The sequence below is a fragment of the Rhodonellum psychrophilum GCM71 = DSM 17998 genome (assembly GCF_000381545.1).
GTDB classification, from domain to species: Bacteria; Bacteroidota; Bacteroidia; order Cytophagales; family Cyclobacteriaceae; genus Rhodonellum; species Rhodonellum psychrophilum.
This window is the reverse complement of the sequence record NZ_KB906673.1, coordinates 418,235-436,785: the sequence shown is the minus strand read 5'-3', so window position 1 is coordinate 436,785 and position 18,551 is coordinate 418,235. Positions and strand designations below refer to the sequence as shown.

Here is an 18,551-nt window from a genome sequence, read left to right as displayed (position 1 = left end):
CGGACTTCCAAAACACTGAAAAATTGTCTCTGCTTTAATTCGAATCCTTTTTAATTTGACTTAATTTTTTTTTGAGAGGACTTCAAATCCAATCACCCTTGCCCTTCCGGATTTTACCCCAAAAAACACAAATAGGAGTGTGCAAAACAGCATAAGATAGATCAACAAATCCCAGTTTCCAAACATGTCAAAAGCGAGACCGAAAAGAAGCGGACCCAGTGCAGCAAGATAATAACCCGTGGATTGCGCCATTCCCGAAAGGGATGCAGTGGTTTTTTCGGATTGTGTCCTCAGGCCAATGATCATATACGCAAAGGAAAGACTGGCACCGGTAGCGATCCCAACCAAAGAAAGTCCGATGTAATTGACCAAAAGCGTTTGTGAAAAGAGACTTGAGAAGCCGACAAAATACAAACCTCCCAAGCTCCAGGCCAAAGGGACTTGATCCTTGAATTTCACGCCCACAATCGGCGCCAAAAAAGATGCGGACAATCCGATGATCTGCATCAGTGATAGGACCAAGCCCGCCTCCACCTCAGACAATCCGCGAGAGATCAACATGTCTGGCAGCCATGCGATAAGGGTGAAAAACATCAGTGATTGGACGCCCATGAAGGTACTAATCTGCCAAGCCAAACGGGATTTCCAAACATTGATGGCTTTGTCTTCCTGAATCAACTGCACCTTAACCTTATGATTTCGGATCTGAGGAATCCAAAATAAAATTCCTAAAATAATCAATCCCGTCCAGCTGAACAACGAGCCTTTCCAGCCCCAACCAAAATCCAGAGCCATCGGCGCACTGATTCCGGAAGCAATCGCGGCAAAGAGGATCATCCCTGAGGTAAATGCCCCGGTTGCAATTCCGATTTTATCAGGAAGCCTATTTTTAATGAAGGGAATCAAAAGCACATTACAGATGACAATACCAATCCCTGTCAGCCCTGTACCAAAAAACAACAGCCAAGTCCCACCCATTATTCTGATGATGGTTCCCAAAAGAAGAATAAGCAAGGCAAAGAAAATGGCTCTTGCGATACCCAGCCGCTTTCCTATTGCTGCCGAAAAAAGAGAAAAGGTCGCAAATGTCAACAAAGGCAATGTGGTCAGAAACCCTGCCCAAGCATTGGACAGTCCCAATTCGTCGCGAATCATCGGGATCAAAGGTCCAACTGCAGTAATGGAAGGCCTTAGGTTAAAAGAAAGCAACAATATGCCTAAAAATAAAAACCAGGGGCTTGAAAGGAAATTGATTTTTTTCATTCGGTGGGAATAAGCGACAAAAGTGGCAAAAAGATCACATTATATCTTCTTTTATGCCCTAAAGAAAAGAGACTGGAACAAAAAAAACCAAGGAATCGAGTATAATTCAAAAGAACTATGCTCGATTCCTTGGCAAATCTAGGATTTTGGACACTCCGGAAATTTGTGAAATTCTGTCTCAGCAATATTTAAGATGGGGAAAATCCACCCCTAATCCTTTCAGGTATTGGATTCTACCAAATCGGCAACGCAATCCACCCAGGTGTCATTGGAATTCAAACTCGGGACAAGCTCCCATTCTTCGCCCCCCAGTTCTTCGAATTTTTCCTTGTATTCTTCACCCACTTCCACAATCGTCTCCAGACAATCCGCCACAAATGCAGGGGAAAAAACGAGTACTTTTTTTATCCCTTTTGCTGCCAATTCCTTGATGACATCTTCTGTGTAAGGTTTGATCCAAGGATCATTTCCCAAACGGGATTGGAAACAGGTCATCACCTTGTCTGCTGGTAGCTGCATTTTTTCGACCAAAAGCCTAGTGGTATGGAAACACTGTCCTCGATAGCAGAATTGATTTTTCTTGGTGTAATTGCCACAGCATTTGTCACTGAGTTGGCAATAACCCTCTACAGAACCTTTTCGAATTTGTCTTTCCGGCAAGCCGTGATAAGAAAACAGAAACATGTCATATTCTGCCTTGTCCATCATTTCCTTGCCGACCTCAGCCCAAGCCTGGAGAAAAAGTGGATGCTCTACAAAGTTGTTGACAAAAGAAATACTGGGGACTATTTGCCATTCTTTAGCGATTTCCATCACCTTGTCCGCTACCGAACCATTGGTTGCGGAAGCGTACTGGGGAAACAAAGGGAGGACAATGATTTTCTTTACATTGGCTTTGTTCAGGTTTTTTAAGCCATTCTCAATGCTTGGAGTTTGGTAGCGCATGGCCATTTCCACCACATATTTTTCCGGATCCAGTTTTTTTACCAGTTTGTCCCGCAGATCTTCCGTGTGAAAAAGAAGTGGAGATCCCCTTTCAGTCCAAAGTTTACGGTATTCCTTTGCGGATTTGGGCGCCCTGAAAGGAGCAATAATCAAGTTGACCAACATCCATCTGGGGATAAATGGGAAGTCAATGACTCTCCAATCCATCAAAAACTCCCTCAAATATTTTCTCACATCACCGGTGGCCGTACTGTCGGGCGTACCCAAATTGACAAGAAGGACACCTGTTTTTGCTTTATTTTTGCTCATCGAATTTTTAAAATGTAAAACATCATTATGAATAACCAAAATTAAGCCCTTTGGTTAGAAATTATCAAGGGGCATTTCCGGATATTCCCACGCATTTTTTTCTTATACAAAACCCGCGATTAAGCCAACTTATTTTTATTCATTGCCCACTTCATCAAAGGCCCACTCGTCATACTCGTCACCAAGGCCATTACTACCAAGGCAACGAAAAGTTTCTCGCTTATCAGCCCTGCTTCTAAGGCGATAAGGCCCAAAATAATCTCCATCGCACCCCGGGCATTCATGCCAAATCCAATGGCAAAAGATTCCCATTTACTCATGCCCCCTTGTAATGCACCAAAACCACAACCGATCACTTTTCCTACATAAGCGACAACGATGACTACGAACACTAATAACGGGTCAAAATTCGTGAAAAAATTAACCTTTAATCCAATGGAAACAAAAAATACGGGTGCAAAGATATTGTTCACAAATTGGTGAATAATTTCCTTTGCTCTTTCTGTCATATGTTTGGAATCACCGATAGCTACTCCCAAAATAAAGGCACCAAAAATGGCATGAATACCGATGAATTCTGTAAAAGCTGCCGCAAGAAAACAAGCTGCAAGAGATAATGAAATCAAACCACCAGGCCAGGCCAACCTTTTATTTATCCAAGGCAGAACTTTATTGATAAGAGACTTTCCAATGGTTATCATAAAAACAGCAAAACCTACCGTCAATAAAATGGTATAACCAATACCTAGTGTGTTCGCTTCTTTCCCCATAAAACTCAAGATGATTGAGAAAATCATCCATCCAATGATATCATCCACCATCGCAGCGGAAACTATCATCATTCCCATTTTACTTTTAAACAAATCCAGATCCATCAAGGTCCTCACAATTACCGGAAGTGCACTTATCGCCATTGCGGTACCCATAAATAATGAAAATAATAGCCGGTTTCCTTCTACAAATCCAAAAAATTCAGCAAAGAAAAAGGGTGCTATAAATCCAAAAGCAAAAGGAATGACCAACCCAAAAAAACTAATGCTTAGCGCTTTTTTCCCTTGTGAAAGAACAATATTCAATTCCACCTCCAATCCAGCAATAAACAATAGCAGTACCACTGCTATCTGAACATATCCATCCAAAGCAATATTACTCATTTGATTTGAATTGAATAAGAATTCAAACATTCCGGGAAACAAACTTCCCAAAATGGTGGGACCCAAAAGGATCCCCGCAAGAATTTCTCCCACAACTGCTGGTTGTTTGAGTTTCCTTGCTATTTCGGCAAAAACTCTTGCCAAAATTAACATGGATGCCAGTTGCAGTAAAAGATTAACTACTTCACTATGGGAAAGTTTTTCCATTTAGACACTATATTTCTTTATGATTAAGAGGTTGCACGGTAAATCACCTAATATATCTTCCAGGTCGTGCGAAAAAATCCTATCAAAAATCCCTAAATTTCCTTCATCACCTACAATCAACAAATCAGCTTTAATATCTTCTGAGAATCTCACCAATTCAGCAGCCCATTTGCCACAGGTTATTTTGATATTGACTTTTAAATCCCCTTTATCTAAATGTTTTAGTATGTTTTCCACATAAATCACTTCTTCTGCTACCAGTTTCTTTCGGGTAGCAGAAACTTCATCGCCACCACCCTCTCCTGCTGTCGCCATCTGGAAACCATACATTTTGATTTCATTCACGATAAAAACTTTCTTGGTTTGCTCCAATTTACACCATTCCAAGCCCTTTGCGATGACATACGGAGTCTGTTCCTGCTGGGTACCATTGATCACTACCTTTTGAAATGGATTGCGATCAAATGATGGTTCTATCAAGGTAAGTACAGAACATTTGGATTTTCGAATGATTTTTCGCGCAATCGACCCCAAATAGTATTTGAAGAAACCTTCATTTTTTAAAGCTCCTGCGACAAGAAGGTCCACACCCTCTTTTTCGCAAATCTCGATGATCTTTTTAACGGGTTTGCCTGTCTCCCAAACCACCTTGGTTTTGGCTAGATCGATATTGTGTTTTTCAAGGATGGTTTTCAGATTTCCCTCCTCTAACTGTGACTTTTCTCCTATATGGATCAAGAGCAATTCGGAATTAAAAAGATCTTTCAATCGCTTTGACTCACAGATCAAAGCCTCCATCCTGGGAGAAAAGGCAATCGCGAGTGCTATTTTATGAAACATAATGGCAAATTTTTTTTACTTGCAAAGTAATTAAATTTTTGCCTTTTAATGCACATAAAGGCCCTTGATTTTAAGAATACTTTTCCCTTCCCCACTTATCCTATTGTACCGCCATTCAAAAACGCCTCATTCTTTGTACCCAAAGCCCGTTTATTTATCCATGTATTTTTTGTAACATAGATGCGCCAAGCTGTATCCAAGATTGTATTCTCAGGTCGTTGAAGGCTATAAATCCAAACCAAATTCGCTTTATGAAAAAAATTTATCTTTCTCTGGTTATGGGGGCAGGAATCCTGTTTTCTCCCCACATTTCCAGTTTTGCCCAAGGGGATTATCCCACATTGAGCCAAATCGACCAGCGGCTTAAGGCCATTTCTGGAAGCGGTAGTCCCGCAAAACTCATCTCACTCGTCAAAACCGAGGGAGGAAAGGACATCTGGGCCCTAAAAGTAGGAACCGGCGACATGGACAACAAACCTGCCCTGGCTTTGGTCGGCGGAGTCGAAGGTTTTCATGTCTTGGGTGTGGAAATGTCCCTTCGATTTGCTGAAAACCTAGTAAAAGAAAATGCTTCGGCACTTGAAAAAAACACATTTTACATTTTCCCCAACATGTCACCGGATGCCTATGCGCAATACCATGCATCCCTGAAATATGAAAGAAGAGGCAACGCCGCCAAAGTGGACCAAGACCGTGATGGCAGGGTCAATGAGGATGGATATGAAGACCTGAATAAAGATGGTTTCATCACCATGATGCGGGTGGAAAGCCCAGTGGGGGAATATGCCGCTTCCGAAGACGATGATCGGATAATGGTCAAAGCCGACCGATCAAAAGGTCAGAAGGGAAAATACATGCTTTTCCCTGAAAGCCGCGACAATGACAAAGACGGTAAGTTTGGGGAAGACCTATTGGAAGGCATTGCATTCAACAAGAGTTTGCCCTATAAATTCCCTGCATTCCAGCCGTTGGCAGGCGAATTTGCCGTTTCCCAACCAGAAGGAAGGGCGCTTTTGGACTATTTGTTTGACCAATGGAACATTTTTGCCTTTGTCACTTTCAGTCCAGCCAACAATCTCTCCAGCCCAATGAAACACAATTCGGCTGATGCCAAGAAAAGGATAGTGACTTCCATGCTTGAAAATGATGTGGCACTCAACGCGATGGTCTCTGGCCTCTACAATGACGGAGTGACCCAGAAAGCCTTCAACCAAACCAACCAAGGAACAGACGGTGATTTCTTCCAGTGGGCATATTTCCATTTTGGGAGATTGAGCTTCTCTACACCGGGATGGTGGATTCCAGAAGTCAAAAACGAAGAAGGTAAATCCAATGCCAACATGGATGTGAATTTCATGACCTGGGCCACAGCCGAGGGGCAAAGTGATGTTTTTGTCCCGTGGACAGCCATACAGCATCCGGATTTCCCCAATCAAAAAGTGGAAATCGGAGGAATTAAACCCTTCGTAAGAGTGAATCCTCCATTTGCCAAAGTGGATGAAATTGCCGCAGAACACAATGCATTCATCCTCAAATTGGCAGAAATGAGACCAAATTTGGAGTTTCACAATGTGCAGACTGAGAAATTGGCGGGGAATCTTACCCGAATTTCAGTTGATTTGGTCAACAATTCGACACTACCCTCACATTCCGAAATGGGGTTAAAATCAAGATGGTTGAGAAAAATAAGGGTCGACATCAATAAAGATGCGAAAGACCTGTTGGCAGGAGACAAAATGAAGTTGATCGAAAAGCTGGAGTCCTACGAAAAAACCACTCTGACTTGGATAGTCAAAGGCTCCGGAAATGTCGACATCAAGGCAGGAGCGCCACATGTCGGATACGCCAGCTTGAATGTCAAACTCTAAATCAGCAACACCATGAAATTTATAAACTGCATCTATACCGCTGCTTTAGGAGCAGCCCTCACCCTGGCGGCAACGTCGGCATCCAATGCGCAGGATAAATATTTCCGCGCCATTGGGACGCCCCATACCCCCAAAGTACAGGTTTCCTGGAACAGGTACCACACCAATCTCGCCTTGGAGGAAATCATGCGGGATATGGCAAAGAAACACCCCAACTTGGTCAAGATGGAAAGCATCGGGAAATCATTTTTGGGAAATGACATTTGGGTGCTCACCGTCACCGATTTCAAAACTGGAAAACCGGAGGACAAACCCGCCATGTGGATCGATGGGAACATTCACTCCAATGAAATCCAAGGAACGGAATTCACGCTGTACACCGCATGGTACCTCAGCGAAATGTTTGGAGATCTGGACTTTATTACTGAACTCCTTCAGGACAAGGTTTTCTACATTGCCCCTACCATCAACCCTGATGCACACGATTATTTTATCAAAGAGCCAAACAACCAAAATTCGCCAAGGTCAGGCATGATGATTTTTGACAATGACGGAGATGGGGAATATGGAGAGGATCCTTTTGACGATTTGGACAACAATGGGCACATCACCATGATGATCCGGAAATCACCAACCGGACGATATGTCAAGGATCCGATGGATCCAAGAAAATTGACGATGGTAGCACCTGAGCAAAAAGGAGAATATGAAATGCTCGGGTATGAAGGATTGGACCGAGATGGAGATGGCGTGGTCAATGACGACGGGATTGGCTTTTATGATCCCAACAGGGATTGGGGCTGGAACTGGCAGCCAGATTATGTACAAAGAGGAGCCCTCAGATATCCTTTCAGCGTCCCTGAAAACCGTGCAGTCATGGAATTTGTCATGAAGCATCCCAACATTGCGGGTGCCCAAAGCTACCACAACTATGGAGGGATGATATTGAGAGGTCCAGGTGCACAGGAAGATATCGACACCTATAATGCAAGTGATGTCCGCATCTATGATGCCATCGCCAAGAAAGGGGAAGAATTCATGCCCGGTTACCGCTATTTGGTGGTGTACAAAGACCTCTATTCTGTCTTTGGAGGCCAATTGGATTGGTTCTATGGTGGAAGAGGCATCTTCACCTATTCCAACGAATTGATGACTTCCTATCTTTATTTCCACAAAGAAGCTGGGCGAAACAACCAAGACGAACAACTAAAAGTGGATTCCTACCTGACTTTTGGAGATGCTTTCGTGAATTGGAAGGAATTTGACCATCCACAATTCGGCAAAATCGAAATCGGTGGTTTCAAAAAGAATTTCGGACGCCTTCATCCCGGATTCTTGATGGAGCAGGATGCACATAGAAATTCTGCTTTTACGATCTACCATGCTTACCATACTCCAAAACTGAGCGTGATGGATGTCAGAGAAGTGGATTTGGGAAGTGGTTTGAAAGAAGTGACCGCCACCATCTACAATGAAAGATTGATGCCCACCCATTCGAGTCAGGATCTGAAGTACAAAATCGAAAAACCTGATTATATCAGCATTGTCGGCGCCAAGGTGGTGACGGGATTTGTAGTGGAAAACCAAGATTTCAACAAGGTTACGGAACAAAAAGTCAATCCGGAAAAAATCGCAATAGACAACATCCCAGGAATGGACGCGGTAAAAGTACGCTGGATAGTATCCGGAAACAGCAATTACAGCATCCATGTGGAATCCGCCAAAGGAGGTAAAGCGAGTTGGAAAAAATAAGACTCAGAGACAAAATCTTAGGTCAATGAAAAGGCCATCGGAAGCAAAAGTTGCTCCGATGGTTTTTTTATGCTTGAATTGTGGGAAGAATATATTGGCTCCAAGATTGGCTATACCCTCGAAAGAGATGGGACAGATGAATCAATTTAACCCGAATTCTAAGACATTGAAAAAGTAAGGTAAAGCAGCTAACTTGACGTAAGTAAGATGGAAACAAGCAATAGGTTTCCAAATGGGATTGAAACTGAAAGAAAATCAGCCTTTTGGGAGAATAATTCCTGACACCAATAAGGTGAAATCAAGAATAGTCAACATCCAATTGATTGTCAATCAATTACAATATTGCGTTGAGTCCGTAATGCATAAAATGGGTTTCACAGGGTCGGTTGGATGTATTTCCAATTGAAAAAACGATTCTCCTTAGAACATACAACACAGAAACATTTCGTAAGCATCCCAACCAAAAAAAAAGTCTAAGGCCTGTTCAAATCCCAATCCTCACTATTCAATGTGGGGAAACCGGGCAACAATCCCCGTAAAAAGTGCCGGGGGTAAGACAGAATTTATTTTCTAAAATCCTTGGTAGAAAAAGAATGAAGTCCTACATCCATGGGTAATTCACCTCCATTGTGATCAAACAAACCCCTTAAGCGCCTTTAACAGATCCCGTTTTGTCATCACGCCTCCTTTTCGCCAAAGAATCTTGCCTCTCTTGAACAATATAAAATGGGGAATAGACCTGACCCCAAACTGAAGCGATGCTTGCGGACTTTTGTCAACATTCAATTTGATGATTTTGATCTTTCCGTCCAGTTCGTTGGAGACCTCCTCCAGTATGGGAGACATGGTTTGGCAAGGTCCACACCAATCCGCATAGAAGTCCACTAGAACGGCTTCATCAGAATGCTGAATGATGTCTTTGAATTTCTTTTTTGGCATATTTTCCTATTCAATTATTCCCAAAAGTTACACTTTTCAAAAAGCAAAAGCATCTTTTTATCCCGTGTTCTGCATCACCCACTCCATTCCATCTTGAAACTGCTTATTTATGGGCCTCATTAGGATATTGTAGATTTCGGATTTAAATTAAAAAAGCCCGCTCCTGTGAGGAGCGGGCCAATCAAATGCTATTGAGAAATCAATTAATTATTGCCCTGGAGCTTTTGGAATTTCAACACCCAATTTGGTCAAAACCAACTCAGTAAATTTGTCTTCGTCTTTGGTGTAAAGCAATATTGGTGATTGTCCCGCAGTTTCAGAGAAAATGTGCGTGTAGTTGTTTTCAGCAGCTACAGCATTGATCGCATTGAAGACTTTTGCTTGAATCGGCTCCAAAAGTTCCTGAAGTTTCTTCTGGTAAGAAGTCTGAGCATCTTGCTCATATTTCTGAAGATCTTGTTGGATTTTTTGAAGTGAGGCCTCTTTTGTTCCTCTGGCCTCTTCGGTCATGGTCGCAGCAGCTTGCTGATAAGCCTGTACCTGTTTTTGGAAATCCTGTGCTTTGGTTTGGATATTGGTTTGCAGTTGTGCCTGATAATCCTGGATGTCCGCGCCGATTTGTTCCATCTCTGGCATCAGATCCATTATGAGTTCCACATTGGTATAGCCGATCTTCAGATCTTGAGCATTCGCCGCAAATCCTACGCAAAACAAAGCGATTGCGGAAAGGATAATTTTAATTTTCATCATTTTCGTGTTTATTTATTTTACTTGTTTTCAATTCCTAGTTCTTCAAGCACAAATTCGGAATAATCATGCCTTGGATCTGTATAAATCATCAGGGGACCTGATGCCTTATCAAACAGAACCGCCAACCCATTCCGTTTACAAACCCTATCTATTGCATCGAAAATTTTCGATTGCAAGGGCTGTAACAATTCTGCCTGCTTTTGATAATACTGACCATTCATTCCAAATACCCTGTTGTTGAATGTCACAGATTCTTTTTCTTTGACCTTGATGACTGCCAATCTCTCCTGATACATTTCCTCTGTCAAAAGGACTTCTTCGGCTTTAAGACTGACATACAACTCTTTTATTTGGTTATCCAAATTTTGTGCCTCTTTTTTCCATTCATTACTTAAGGCTGACAACTCATTTTGAATGACCTTATAATCAGGATGTTTATTCAGTAAAAATTCGGAGTCAATGTACCCGAATTTTTGTGCTGCTGCCTTTTGGGCAGGAATTGCCAAACCGATCAGGACTGACAAAAACAACAACCTGATTAGCTTATCTCTCATTATCTGAATTGTTGCCCGATGGTAAAGTGGAATTGTGCGCCACTTGGCGTGCTCTGACCTGGAGCTGGATCAAATCCATATCCCCAATCAATTCCCAACAATCCAAAGGCTGGCATAAATATCCTTGCACCAACACCTGCTGATTTTTTTAGATTATACGGATTATATTCAGCGTAGGATCCCCAGTTGTTTCCTGCCTCTGCAAATCCCAAAAGGAAAATAGTAGCTGACGGGTTTGGGGAAACCAAAAACCTCAGTTCCATTACGTGTTTGTTATAAACAATACCGCCATAACCGTCTGTTGAATTTGGATCACCTCGAGTCAAAGCTCCAGGAGTAAGTACCTGATTTTCGTAACCTCTCAATCCTACGATTTCCTGACCGAGCGCAAAGTTATTGAAAGTCATACCATCACCACCCATCACGAATCTTTCCAAAGGAATCATACCGATCCGATCTCCATAAGAGCCCAAGAAGCCCATGTGTGTTCTGGCACTGACTACCCATTTGGAGGAGCCAAATACTGGGGTATAGAACGTGGCGTCAAACATCCACTTGTGATATTCCAGCCATTTGAAACGTTCTTGATCGGGAGATTCCCGATTGATGTTTTTATTCAAGGAGGAATACGGAGGAGTAAACGAAGTCGTCAAATTGATATTTGATCCCATCCTTGGATAGATTGGATTATCCACATTGTTTCTCGCGATGGTTGTGTTTAGGGCCAAACTATTTGATTTTCCTGTTCCGTAGCTCAATCCGAATTGGCGACCAAACTCGTTGAAATCATAAATTTGGAACGCCAGTGCATTGCTAAACATGAAGTAATCATCCGGCCAGGTCACCCTTTTGGATAAGCCAACTGTTGCTCCAGTAATCTTGAAAAAGCCAAGTTCCCGGGCTTGATTGCCTTGACTAAAATAATCCACTTGTCGTTGAACCGAATGATTGAAACTGAAACTTAAAGCATTTGGCTTCTTCCCTCCAAACCAAGGTTCAGTCAGTGAAACACTGTAGTTTTGGAAAGCGGCCCCATTGGCCTGAACCCTTAAGGAAAGTTTTTGGCCATCACCTACCGGAAGGGGTCTCCATTTTTCAAAGTTGCGAATATTTTTTATGGAGAAGTTATTGAAGGTCAAGCCGACCGTTCCTACAAATCCAAAGAAACCTCCCCAACCACCAGACAGTTCAATCTGGTCATTTGGTCTTTCTTCCAAGATAAACGTAATGTCCACCGTGGCATCCTCAAAGTTTGGACGCATGTCCGGCTCGATTTTCTCAGGGTCAAAATATCCCAATGTGGACAATTCCCTAATGGTCCTGACCAATAAGCTTCTGTTGAATTTCTGGCCCGGAAGGATCCGGATTTCCCGCATCACCACATGGTCGGAGGTTCTTTCGTTTCCTTGTATAGAAACTGAATTCACCGTCACTTGTGGTCCTTCGAATATCCTCAACTCAATGTCTATGGAATCTCCCTGAACATTGACTTCCACGGGATCAATACTGAAGAACAAATAACCATCATCTTGATAAAGTGAACTTACATCATCTCCTTTTTGTGGATCGTAATTCAATCTTTTGTCAAGCTTCTCCTTGTTGTAAACATCACCCTTTGCTATTCCCAGTTTGGATAGCAAAATTGGGTTTTCGTAGATGTAATTTCCGGTAAAGGTGATATTCCTGTAATAGTACTTGTTTCCCTCTTCGATGTTGAGATCAATATTGATTGTGTTGTCGGTAAAAGAATAAACCGAGTCACTCAAAATTACGGCGTCTCTGAATCCTCGGGAATTGTAAAAATCAATTACTTTTTCCTTGTCCTCCCTGAAGTCTTTGGTGACGAATTTCGAAGCATTGAAAAAATTAAGTTTGAAATTCTTGTTGATGTAATTTTTTACTTCCTCATCGGAAACTGGATTTCTGTAAACGATCGCTTCTTTGGCTGATTTAGCGTCGGTATTGGTAAACCTGGAAATCAGATCCCTAAAAATGTGAAGCCTTGCGTGCTCTTTGGTGTTCTTAAGTTTTCCCTTTACTTTTTTATCGGAAATGTCATCATTGCCGGCGATTTTGATTTCATTGATCTTCACCTTGGATTTGGTATCCACATCAAATTTGATTTTCACACTGTTTGGCAACGTGGTATCTCGTTCTTGCGAAACCTTGACCTCAGCATTCAAAAATCCCTTGTCTACAAAATATTGTCTGATATTCCTTTGGGAAGTATTCAAAACATCATCCCGAACTACTCGTCCACGAATCTTGACTTTATCTTTCAATTCTCCTTCTTGGGTTTTGTTGACCCCTGAGAATTCGACGCGACTGAATCTTGGTCTTTCTGTAAGATCCAGGAGCAGATAGATATCGTCGCCTTCCACTTTGGTCACCAATATTTTCACGTCTCCAATGATTCCTTGGGCCCATAACTTTTTCAGGGCATAAGAAATCGCGTCTCCGGGAACACTGATGACATCATCCACCTTCAATCCCGAAAGGGAAATAATGGCCACTTCATCCAAAGTCGCCAAACCGACGGCCTTTATTTCAGCTATCCTAAACTTTTGAGGTTTTGAATAATTCAATTCCATGATATCCACCGGCTTAAGGGAGGTATAGCGGCTCTGTCCCAAACGGATTTGAGCCTGGAGAGAACCCACAGACAAGAACAAGAATAGGATAATTATACTTCTTTTCATATTACGATTTAATCTGTGCACCCGTCTTGCCAAACCTTCTTTCTCTGTTTTGAAAGTCAAGAATGGCTGTGTACAAGTGTTCTTTTCTAAAGTCCGGCCAAAGCACATCGGTAAAATGTAGCTCTGTATAGGCCATTTGCCAGAGCAGGAAATTACTGATTCTAATCTCCCCGCTGGTCCTGATCAACAATTCCGGATCAGGAATATTTTTGGTGTCCATATGGGCAGAAATCAATTCCTGCGTAATGTCCTCTATTTTAAACTGTCCTTCAACTACTTTTTTGGCAATGTCCTTTATAGCTGTCTGTATTTCCCATCTTCCACTGTAGCTCAATGCCAAGATAACCACCAGACCAGTGTTGTTGGAAGTGAGGTTTTTAGCCTCTTCCAATTTATCCTGACAGCCTTTTGGAAGGCTTTTGATGTCCCCGATGGAAGAAAGCTTGATGTTGTTTTTCATCATGGTGGGCACCTCGTCTGCAATGGTATTGACCAAGATTTCCATCAATGCATTGACTTCATCCGTCGGCCTAGACCAATTTTCGGTGGAGAATGCATACAATGTGAGATACCCCACGCCCAATTCCGCCGATCCTTCAATCGTTTCCCTGACCGCGGCAATGGCATTCCTGTGCCCAAAAATCCTCAGAGCACCCTTCTTTTGGGCCCATCGGCCGTTGCCGTCCATGATTACCGCTATGTGTTGGGGGATCTTTGTACTGTCTATTAATTCCTTCATTCCTTATAAATCCGAATGCACTTCTTTTTTAGAGGTACAAAAATGCTATTTCTTTTTCAATATTCTACCCTTACGGTCAATTAATTAATAGGAGTAGCATTGGACAGAATTGAAGGAATAACTTAGGGTCAACCCTAAAAAATAATACCAATCCTTGTCTCCGTAACTTCCATAATTTATTCCATAAGGGACATTCTGATTGCTTGGATCGGGAAACCTGGGAATATTTGCGTTTTTACTGTCTATTTTATCAAAAAGGTCAGAAAATGTCGCTCTAAATCCCAATTCCATCGCCAAGGTCCATCGGTCGTTTAGCTTGTACTTGATGCCAAGTCCGAAGGGAATGATGGGCGTACCCAAGGAATAATCTCCAGCATTCGGATCGCCTTGATAAGTCTGCCCCTCTCCACTGAAAAAGGAATATCCAAGTCCAAAGAAACCATAGGGAGAATACCTGTATTGGGATTGTGGATGGGTAAAATCCAAGAAATGGTATTCCATTACAGCAGTAGCCTCGAAGACCGACCCCTTAAACCCGGCATTTCGGTAAGCCGCTGCCGCATCTATCGGATTGATACTGTCCGCAGCATTCAATCGTGCGAAAGAAATACCAGCCCTCAAGGACCATACATTGTCAAAATTTCGTCTGCCAAACAACGTTCCTTGAATCCCCAATTGTGATGGGTCCACCTTGCGGATAATATCGCCTGTGTAGGTTGCCCCACCCAAACCAAATCCCAATTCATTTCTTTGCGCTAATAAATCTTCTGATGTAAGCAAACCAATGAGGAGCAGACAGTATGAAGTAAAGAAAATCCTAATTCCGGCTTTTTTCAAGACATTGCAATTTATGAAGTACCAAACGATATAAAAACCCCCCTGGGGATTTGTAGGGTTAATTTTTGTTAAGGAAAGACCTGGTCATTTTAGCCCCTTTTCCATTCTCAACGAACAAAGATCAATAAAATATATGGAATCGTCGACTTGTCGCGTAAACCAGTACAAAAAAGCCTGTTAATTCCTCATGTCAAATCCCCAATTGAGTTTTTGCCTTAAGGTATCGAAGAAATTATAGTCTTCAAATTTTACCAGCTTGGCAGAAAATTCAGCTTTTTTAACATGCAACTTGACGGTCGCATCTATGGGTGTGGACCTCGAGTCCAAAGATATCAGGAACTTTTCGCTTCTTCCCTCGATCCGAAAACTCATTTCGCTTTCATCGGAAACGATAATGGGCCTTACATTCAGGTTGTGTGGGCTTACCGGGGTAATCACAAAATTTCTCGCATTGGGGGAAATCAAAGGGCCGCCGCAACTTAAGGAATATCCGGTGGAACCGGTGGGTGTGGCCACGATCAATCCATCTGCCCAATAACTGTTCAGGTATTTCCCGTCGATATAGGTATGCACGGTAATCATCGAGGAAGTATCCCTTTTGTGAATGGTAAATTCATTTAATCCGAAATTGAGGCCATTGAAAAGTGGGATGTCTGAGCTCACGCTGACCAAAGACCTTGAATCTATGGTGTAAGCGCCATCAAAGAGTTTTTTCATGGCACACTCAATCTCGTTTCTGGCAATGGTGGCCAAAAACCCCAACCTGCCTGTATTGATTCCAACAATGGGAACTTCGATATCTCCAACAAAACACACCGTATCCAGAAGTGTACCATCACCACCTATGGAAATGATGAAATCCATTTCACGAAGTAGTGATTTTGAATATAGGATTTCACAATCCTCCACCTTTATCGCCAACTTTTTGAGGGAATTCGAAAAATTTTCGGTAAAAAAAATGCGGACTTTCCGCGATTTCAAAATGGCAATCAATTGCTCTATATGGGGGATAAATTCCTTTTGGAAATCTATCCCATGAATGATAATGTTCATTAAAACGCTTGTTAAATATCCAAAAATCGAAGAAGATTCCCTATCCTATCCTGTTCCCCACTGGTTTCGATTTCTTCATCATAATGATCGATCAATCGATACCCAAAGCGTTCCAAAGTGGCTTTGATGTGTCGCAATTCTGTTTTGTCCAATTTAAGTGTCAATTTGATTTTATGGATATCCAAGGGATCACTGGAGATAAAACTGCTCAATATCTTGGCGTTTTCTCCTTCTATGATCCTGGAAATTTCGAACATACTGTAGTCCGTCATGTTCATCGACAATACCAACACGGATCCTTGGGACTGAATGGATAGACTATCCGCAAAAGCACTGATGGCATCCTCCAAAGTCACCACCCCCAGATAATGGAGTTCCCTGTCGACGACGGCCACCATATTGGTGTGGTATTCTGAGGCTACCCGCATGACATCATAGATGTGTTTGTCTTGGTAAACAAAGCATCCCAATCCTTCTGGCTCAATTTCGGCTATTCCCATTTCTGGGTTATTGAGGGTGTAGATCAATTCGTCAGTGATCAATCCCTTGAATTGGCCCTGATCTACTACAGGCAAAACGTTTGTCCTGATTTCCTCCATCCATGACAAAGCCATCTTGGCCTTGTCCGTGAATTTCAAGGGAGGGATCAAATTGTTGATAAATTCGTAAGCCTGCATGATTTAAATATATTAAATAGATTCCGTAATATGAAACGGCAAACGGGTAATGGTAGTTTAAAAGATATCCAATCTCACAAAAACAGGAATTGTCCGTACAAAACCAACTTGGACTTCGGGGATTAATTGACACTTAAAAGGCTTTAACCCGTTTTATGCTTACGGACTCAACGCAATATTGTAATTGACTGACAATCAATTGGACGTTGACTATTTTTGATTTCACCCTATTGGTGTCAGGGATTATTCTCCCAATAGGCTGATTTTCTTTCCGTTTCAATCCCATTTGGGGACCCATTGATATTTCGGGCTTAATGGACAGCCAAGGAGAAAGCTAGTTCAAATCCTGACTTGCTATTTTGTGTTGTTTTCAACCCTAGGGTCAAACTTCAAAATAGATTCGATTCTTTACCACTCCCAACCAATTCCCTATAATCTCCCTCCCAAATTGGGTAAGATACGCTTCTGGGTGGAATTGGATCCCAAAAATGGGCAGAGTTCTATGCGATATTGCCATCACTGCCCCACTGTCCGTTTCCAGGAGAATTTCCAATGTGTCGGGAAGATCCTTCAACTCCAGTGAATGGTAGCGCGTCACATCGAATCTTTCGGGAAGATTTTTTAAAAGTACATTTTGGGTTACAATATTCACAGAATGGACTTTGCCATGGACAGGTTCTGATGATTTCACCAAAGAAGCTCCAAAAAACTCCCCTATGGCCTGATGCCCGAGACAAACTCCAAGAACAGGAATCTTGGAGTGGAAATGTTCCAGAATCTGCATGAGATTTCCTGCTTTTGCTGGAGTCTCAGGGCCCGGGGACAATATTAGGCCTTCATAGGATTGGTCAATCAACTCTGAAATTGGAACATCGTTCCTGAAAATTTTCAATTCCACACCCATCTGGAGAAAATAGTCTGCCAGAATATGTGAAAACGAATCATAATTATCAATTAACAAGAGCATTGGAAGCGGTATTGACCAGTTCCTGAATCGAGGAAATGGTCTGTTTCACAATTGGGGTATACCCATCCACAAAATTGATGGTCACAGGGGCGAGGGGTTGGATATAGGCATAAAAAATGGACTCCTTGACCCAGGGTTGCGACAATTTGAATTCAAAAGAATTGGCAACCCAAAGAATCAAGCTCAAAGTAAAGCCAGTCTTCAACATACCCAAAATGGACCCCCCCACACTGTCCAAGGAACCGAGGATTGTCAAATCCAAGGTTTTCTTGACAACATAAGCCAGGCCTCTGATTGACAGGATCACGGCCAAAAAAATGATCAGGAAGGCTACAAAAGGAAGCATAAAAGTGAGGTTTTCCACCTTTTTTGCCAAAAGTTCAGTCCCCCAATCCATCAGGTGAAAGGCCAAAATGATGGCCACAAAAAAGGCGACAATGGAAATGATACCAACGAAAAGCCCACGCCTATATCCACTATAAGCGCCAATGGCCAAAATCGCCAATATGATATAATCCAGTGTCCCCATCGCTAAATTTTAGCCCAATAATTCTTTCACTTTTTGAGAGATCGCTTTGCCATCGGCCCTACCTGCAAGTGTCTTGCTGGCAAGTCCCATTACTTTCCCCATATCCTTAGGCCCTTGAGCACCCGATTCAGCGATGATCTGCTTCAATTCGGATTCCAATTCTTCTTCAGTCAATTGCTTCGGTAAAAATTCACTGATGATTTCCAGTTCAACCATCTCTACGGAATAGAGATCTTCCCTGTTTTGTTGCTTATAAATATCGGCGGAGTCCCTTCTTTGCTTGGCCGCCTTGGTCAACAATTTCAGCTCGTCTTCTTCAGAAATGGCTTGACTGGCACCTGATTTTGTCTCCTCCAATAAGATCAGCGACTTGATGGAACGAAGCGTCTGTAGTCTTGCCTTGTCTTTGGCCAGCATCGCTTTTTTTATTTCACTTTCTATCGTAAGCTTTAAACTCATTGCCTTGTTG

General features: G+C 42.3%; 17 protein-coding genes. 2 read left to right on the top strand and 15 right to left on the bottom strand.

Translation table 11 applies throughout. The features are described 5' to 3' along the window. Positions 1-60 precede the first annotated feature (60 nt). The 4 genes from F824_RS0102100 to F824_RS0102085 all read right to left on the bottom strand — a co-directional run bounded on the left by F824_RS0102100 (position 61) and on the right by F824_RS0102085 (position 4,718). The gene (locus tag F824_RS0102100) at positions 61-1,263 is read right to left on the bottom strand and encodes a CynX/NimT family MFS transporter (protein ID WP_019596193.1); all 1,203 of its coding nucleotides are present in this window, start codon (positions 1,261-1,263) and stop codon (positions 61-63) included. Between the two features lie 219 nt (positions 1,264-1,482). Further along, on the bottom strand, positions 1,483-2,517 hold the full coding sequence (gene hemH, locus F824_RS0102095) for a ferrochelatase (RefSeq protein ID WP_019596192.1): 1,035 nt from the start codon (positions 2,515-2,517) through the stop codon (positions 1,483-1,485). Between the two features lie 119 nt (positions 2,518-2,636). Beyond that, entirely contained in the window at positions 2,637-3,878 is a 1,242-nt protein-coding gene (locus F824_RS0102090) for a cation:proton antiporter (protein WP_022582387.1), read from the bottom strand. Beyond that, positions 3,879-4,718, bottom strand: coding sequence for a universal stress protein (locus F824_RS0102085; protein ID WP_019596190.1), 840 nt, complete (start codon positions 4,716-4,718; stop codon positions 3,879-3,881). A gap of 251 nt (positions 4,719-4,969) precedes the next feature. On the opposite strand from F824_RS0102085, the gene F824_RS0102080 reads away from it, so the two are divergent. Next, positions 4,970-6,586, top strand: coding sequence for a M14 family metallopeptidase (locus F824_RS0102080; RefSeq protein WP_019596189.1), 1,617 nt, complete (start codon positions 4,970-4,972; stop codon positions 6,584-6,586). Between the two features lie 12 nt (positions 6,587-6,598). Then, positions 6,599-8,338: a M14 family metallopeptidase gene (locus F824_RS0102075; RefSeq protein ID WP_019596188.1), complete on the top strand. Its 1,740-nt coding sequence runs from the start codon at positions 6,599-6,601 to the stop codon at positions 8,336-8,338. A 633-nt stretch (positions 8,339-8,971) separates the two neighbouring features. Here the strand turns inward: F824_RS0102075 and trxA are convergent. From trxA to F824_RS0102010, 11 genes are all read right to left on the bottom strand, one after another. Continuing rightward, positions 8,972-9,277 carry a thioredoxin gene (trxA, locus tag F824_RS0102060; protein ID WP_019596186.1) on the bottom strand — a complete coding sequence of 102 codons (306 nt, stop codon included), beginning with the start codon at positions 9,275-9,277 and terminating at the stop codon, positions 8,972-8,974. Positions 9,278-9,484: 207 nt separating this feature from the next. Further along, on the bottom strand, positions 9,485-10,027 hold the full coding sequence (locus F824_RS0102055; protein WP_019596185.1) for an OmpH family outer membrane protein: 543 nt from the start codon (positions 10,025-10,027) through the stop codon (positions 9,485-9,487). 17 nt (positions 10,028-10,044) lie between these two features. Next, entirely contained in the window at positions 10,045-10,581 is a 537-nt protein-coding gene (locus tag F824_RS0102050) for an OmpH family outer membrane protein (protein WP_019596184.1), read from the bottom strand. Continuing rightward, complete coding sequence (locus F824_RS0102045; protein ID WP_019596183.1) at positions 10,581-13,280, bottom strand: BamA/OMP85 family outer membrane protein; 2,700 nt, start codon at positions 13,278-13,280, stop codon at positions 10,581-10,583. Before F824_RS0102045 ends, F824_RS0102050 begins: the two co-directional genes overlap by 1 nt. Position 13,281: 1 nt before the next feature. Beyond that, positions 13,282-14,019, bottom strand: a complete 738-nt coding sequence (locus F824_RS0102040) for an isoprenyl transferase (protein ID WP_019596182.1) — start codon at positions 14,017-14,019, stop codon at positions 13,282-13,284. A gap of 84 nt (positions 14,020-14,103) precedes the next feature. Further along, entirely contained in the window at positions 14,104-14,856 is a 753-nt protein-coding gene (porG, locus tag F824_RS0102035) for a type IX secretion system protein PorG (protein WP_019596181.1), read from the bottom strand. Positions 14,857-15,033: 177 nt separating this feature from the next. Beyond that, positions 15,034-15,909, bottom strand: a complete 876-nt coding sequence (locus tag F824_RS0102030) for an NAD kinase (RefSeq protein WP_019596180.1) — start codon at positions 15,907-15,909, stop codon at positions 15,034-15,036. An 11-nt stretch (positions 15,910-15,920) separates the two neighbouring features. Further along, positions 15,921-16,586, bottom strand: a complete 666-nt coding sequence (locus F824_RS0102025) for a CBS domain-containing protein (protein ID WP_019596179.1) — start codon at positions 16,584-16,586, stop codon at positions 15,921-15,923. A gap of 382 nt (positions 16,587-16,968) precedes the next feature. After that, entirely contained in the window at positions 16,969-17,553 is a 585-nt protein-coding gene (locus tag F824_RS0102020; RefSeq protein WP_019596178.1) for an anthranilate synthase component II, read from the bottom strand. Next, positions 17,537-18,082 (bottom strand): CvpA family protein, encoded by a 546-nt coding sequence (locus F824_RS0102015; protein ID WP_019596177.1) that lies wholly within the window; start codon positions 18,080-18,082, stop codon positions 17,537-17,539. Before F824_RS0102015 ends, F824_RS0102020 begins: the two co-directional genes overlap by 17 nt. Positions 18,083-18,091: 9 nt before the next feature. Further along, entirely contained in the window at positions 18,092-18,541 is a 450-nt protein-coding gene (locus F824_RS0102010) for a GatB/YqeY domain-containing protein (protein ID WP_019596176.1), read from the bottom strand. Between the last annotated feature and the right edge of the window lie 10 nt (positions 18,542-18,551).

Bases quoted from the DNA above. Each gene is read 5' to 3' on its own strand.
- F824_RS0102020 (WP_019596178.1), bottom strand. From the start codon at position 17,553: ATGCTCTTGTTAATTGATAATTATGATTCGTTTTCACATATTCTGGCA.
- F824_RS0102025 (WP_019596179.1), bottom strand. From the start codon at position 16,586: ATGCAGGCTTACGAATTTATCAACAATTTGATCCCTCCCTTGAAATTC.
- trxA (WP_019596186.1), bottom strand. From the start codon at position 9,277: ATGCCAAAAAAGAAATTCAAAGACATCATTCAGCATTCTGATGAAGCC.
- F824_RS0102010 (WP_019596176.1), bottom strand. From the start codon at position 18,541: ATGAGTTTAAAGCTTACGATAGAAAGTGAAATAAAAAAAGCGATGCTG.
- F824_RS0102080 (WP_019596189.1), top strand. From the start codon at position 4,970: ATGAAAAAAATTTATCTTTCTCTGGTTATGGGGGCAGGAATCCTGTTT.
- F824_RS0102075 (WP_019596188.1), top strand. From the start codon at position 6,599: ATGAAATTTATAAACTGCATCTATACCGCTGCTTTAGGAGCAGCCCTC.
- F824_RS0102045 (WP_019596183.1), bottom strand. From the start codon at position 13,280: ATGAAAAGAAGTATAATTATCCTATTCTTGTTCTTGTCTGTGGGTTCT.
- F824_RS0102050 (WP_019596184.1), bottom strand. From the start codon at position 10,581: ATGAGAGATAAGCTAATCAGGTTGTTGTTTTTGTCAGTCCTGATCGGT.
- F824_RS0102040 (WP_019596182.1), bottom strand. From the start codon at position 14,019: ATGAAGGAATTAATAGACAGTACAAAGATCCCCCAACACATAGCGGTA.
- F824_RS0102100 (WP_019596193.1), bottom strand. From the start codon at position 1,263: ATGAAAAAAATCAATTTCCTTTCAAGCCCCTGGTTTTTATTTTTAGGC.
- F824_RS0102015 (WP_019596177.1), bottom strand. From the start codon at position 18,082: ATGGGGACACTGGATTATATCATATTGGCGATTTTGGCCATTGGCGCT.
- F824_RS0102030 (WP_019596180.1), bottom strand. From the start codon at position 15,909: ATGAACATTATCATTCATGGGATAGATTTCCAAAAGGAATTTATCCCC.
- F824_RS0102055 (WP_019596185.1), bottom strand. From the start codon at position 10,027: ATGATGAAAATTAAAATTATCCTTTCCGCAATCGCTTTGTTTTGCGTA.
- F824_RS0102085 (WP_019596190.1), bottom strand. From the start codon at position 4,718: ATGTTTCATAAAATAGCACTCGCGATTGCCTTTTCTCCCAGGATGGAG.
- hemH (WP_019596192.1), bottom strand. From the start codon at position 2,517: ATGAGCAAAAATAAAGCAAAAACAGGTGTCCTTCTTGTCAATTTGGGT.
- F824_RS0102090 (WP_022582387.1), bottom strand. From the start codon at position 3,878: ATGGAAAAACTTTCCCATAGTGAAGTAGTTAATCTTTTACTGCAACTG.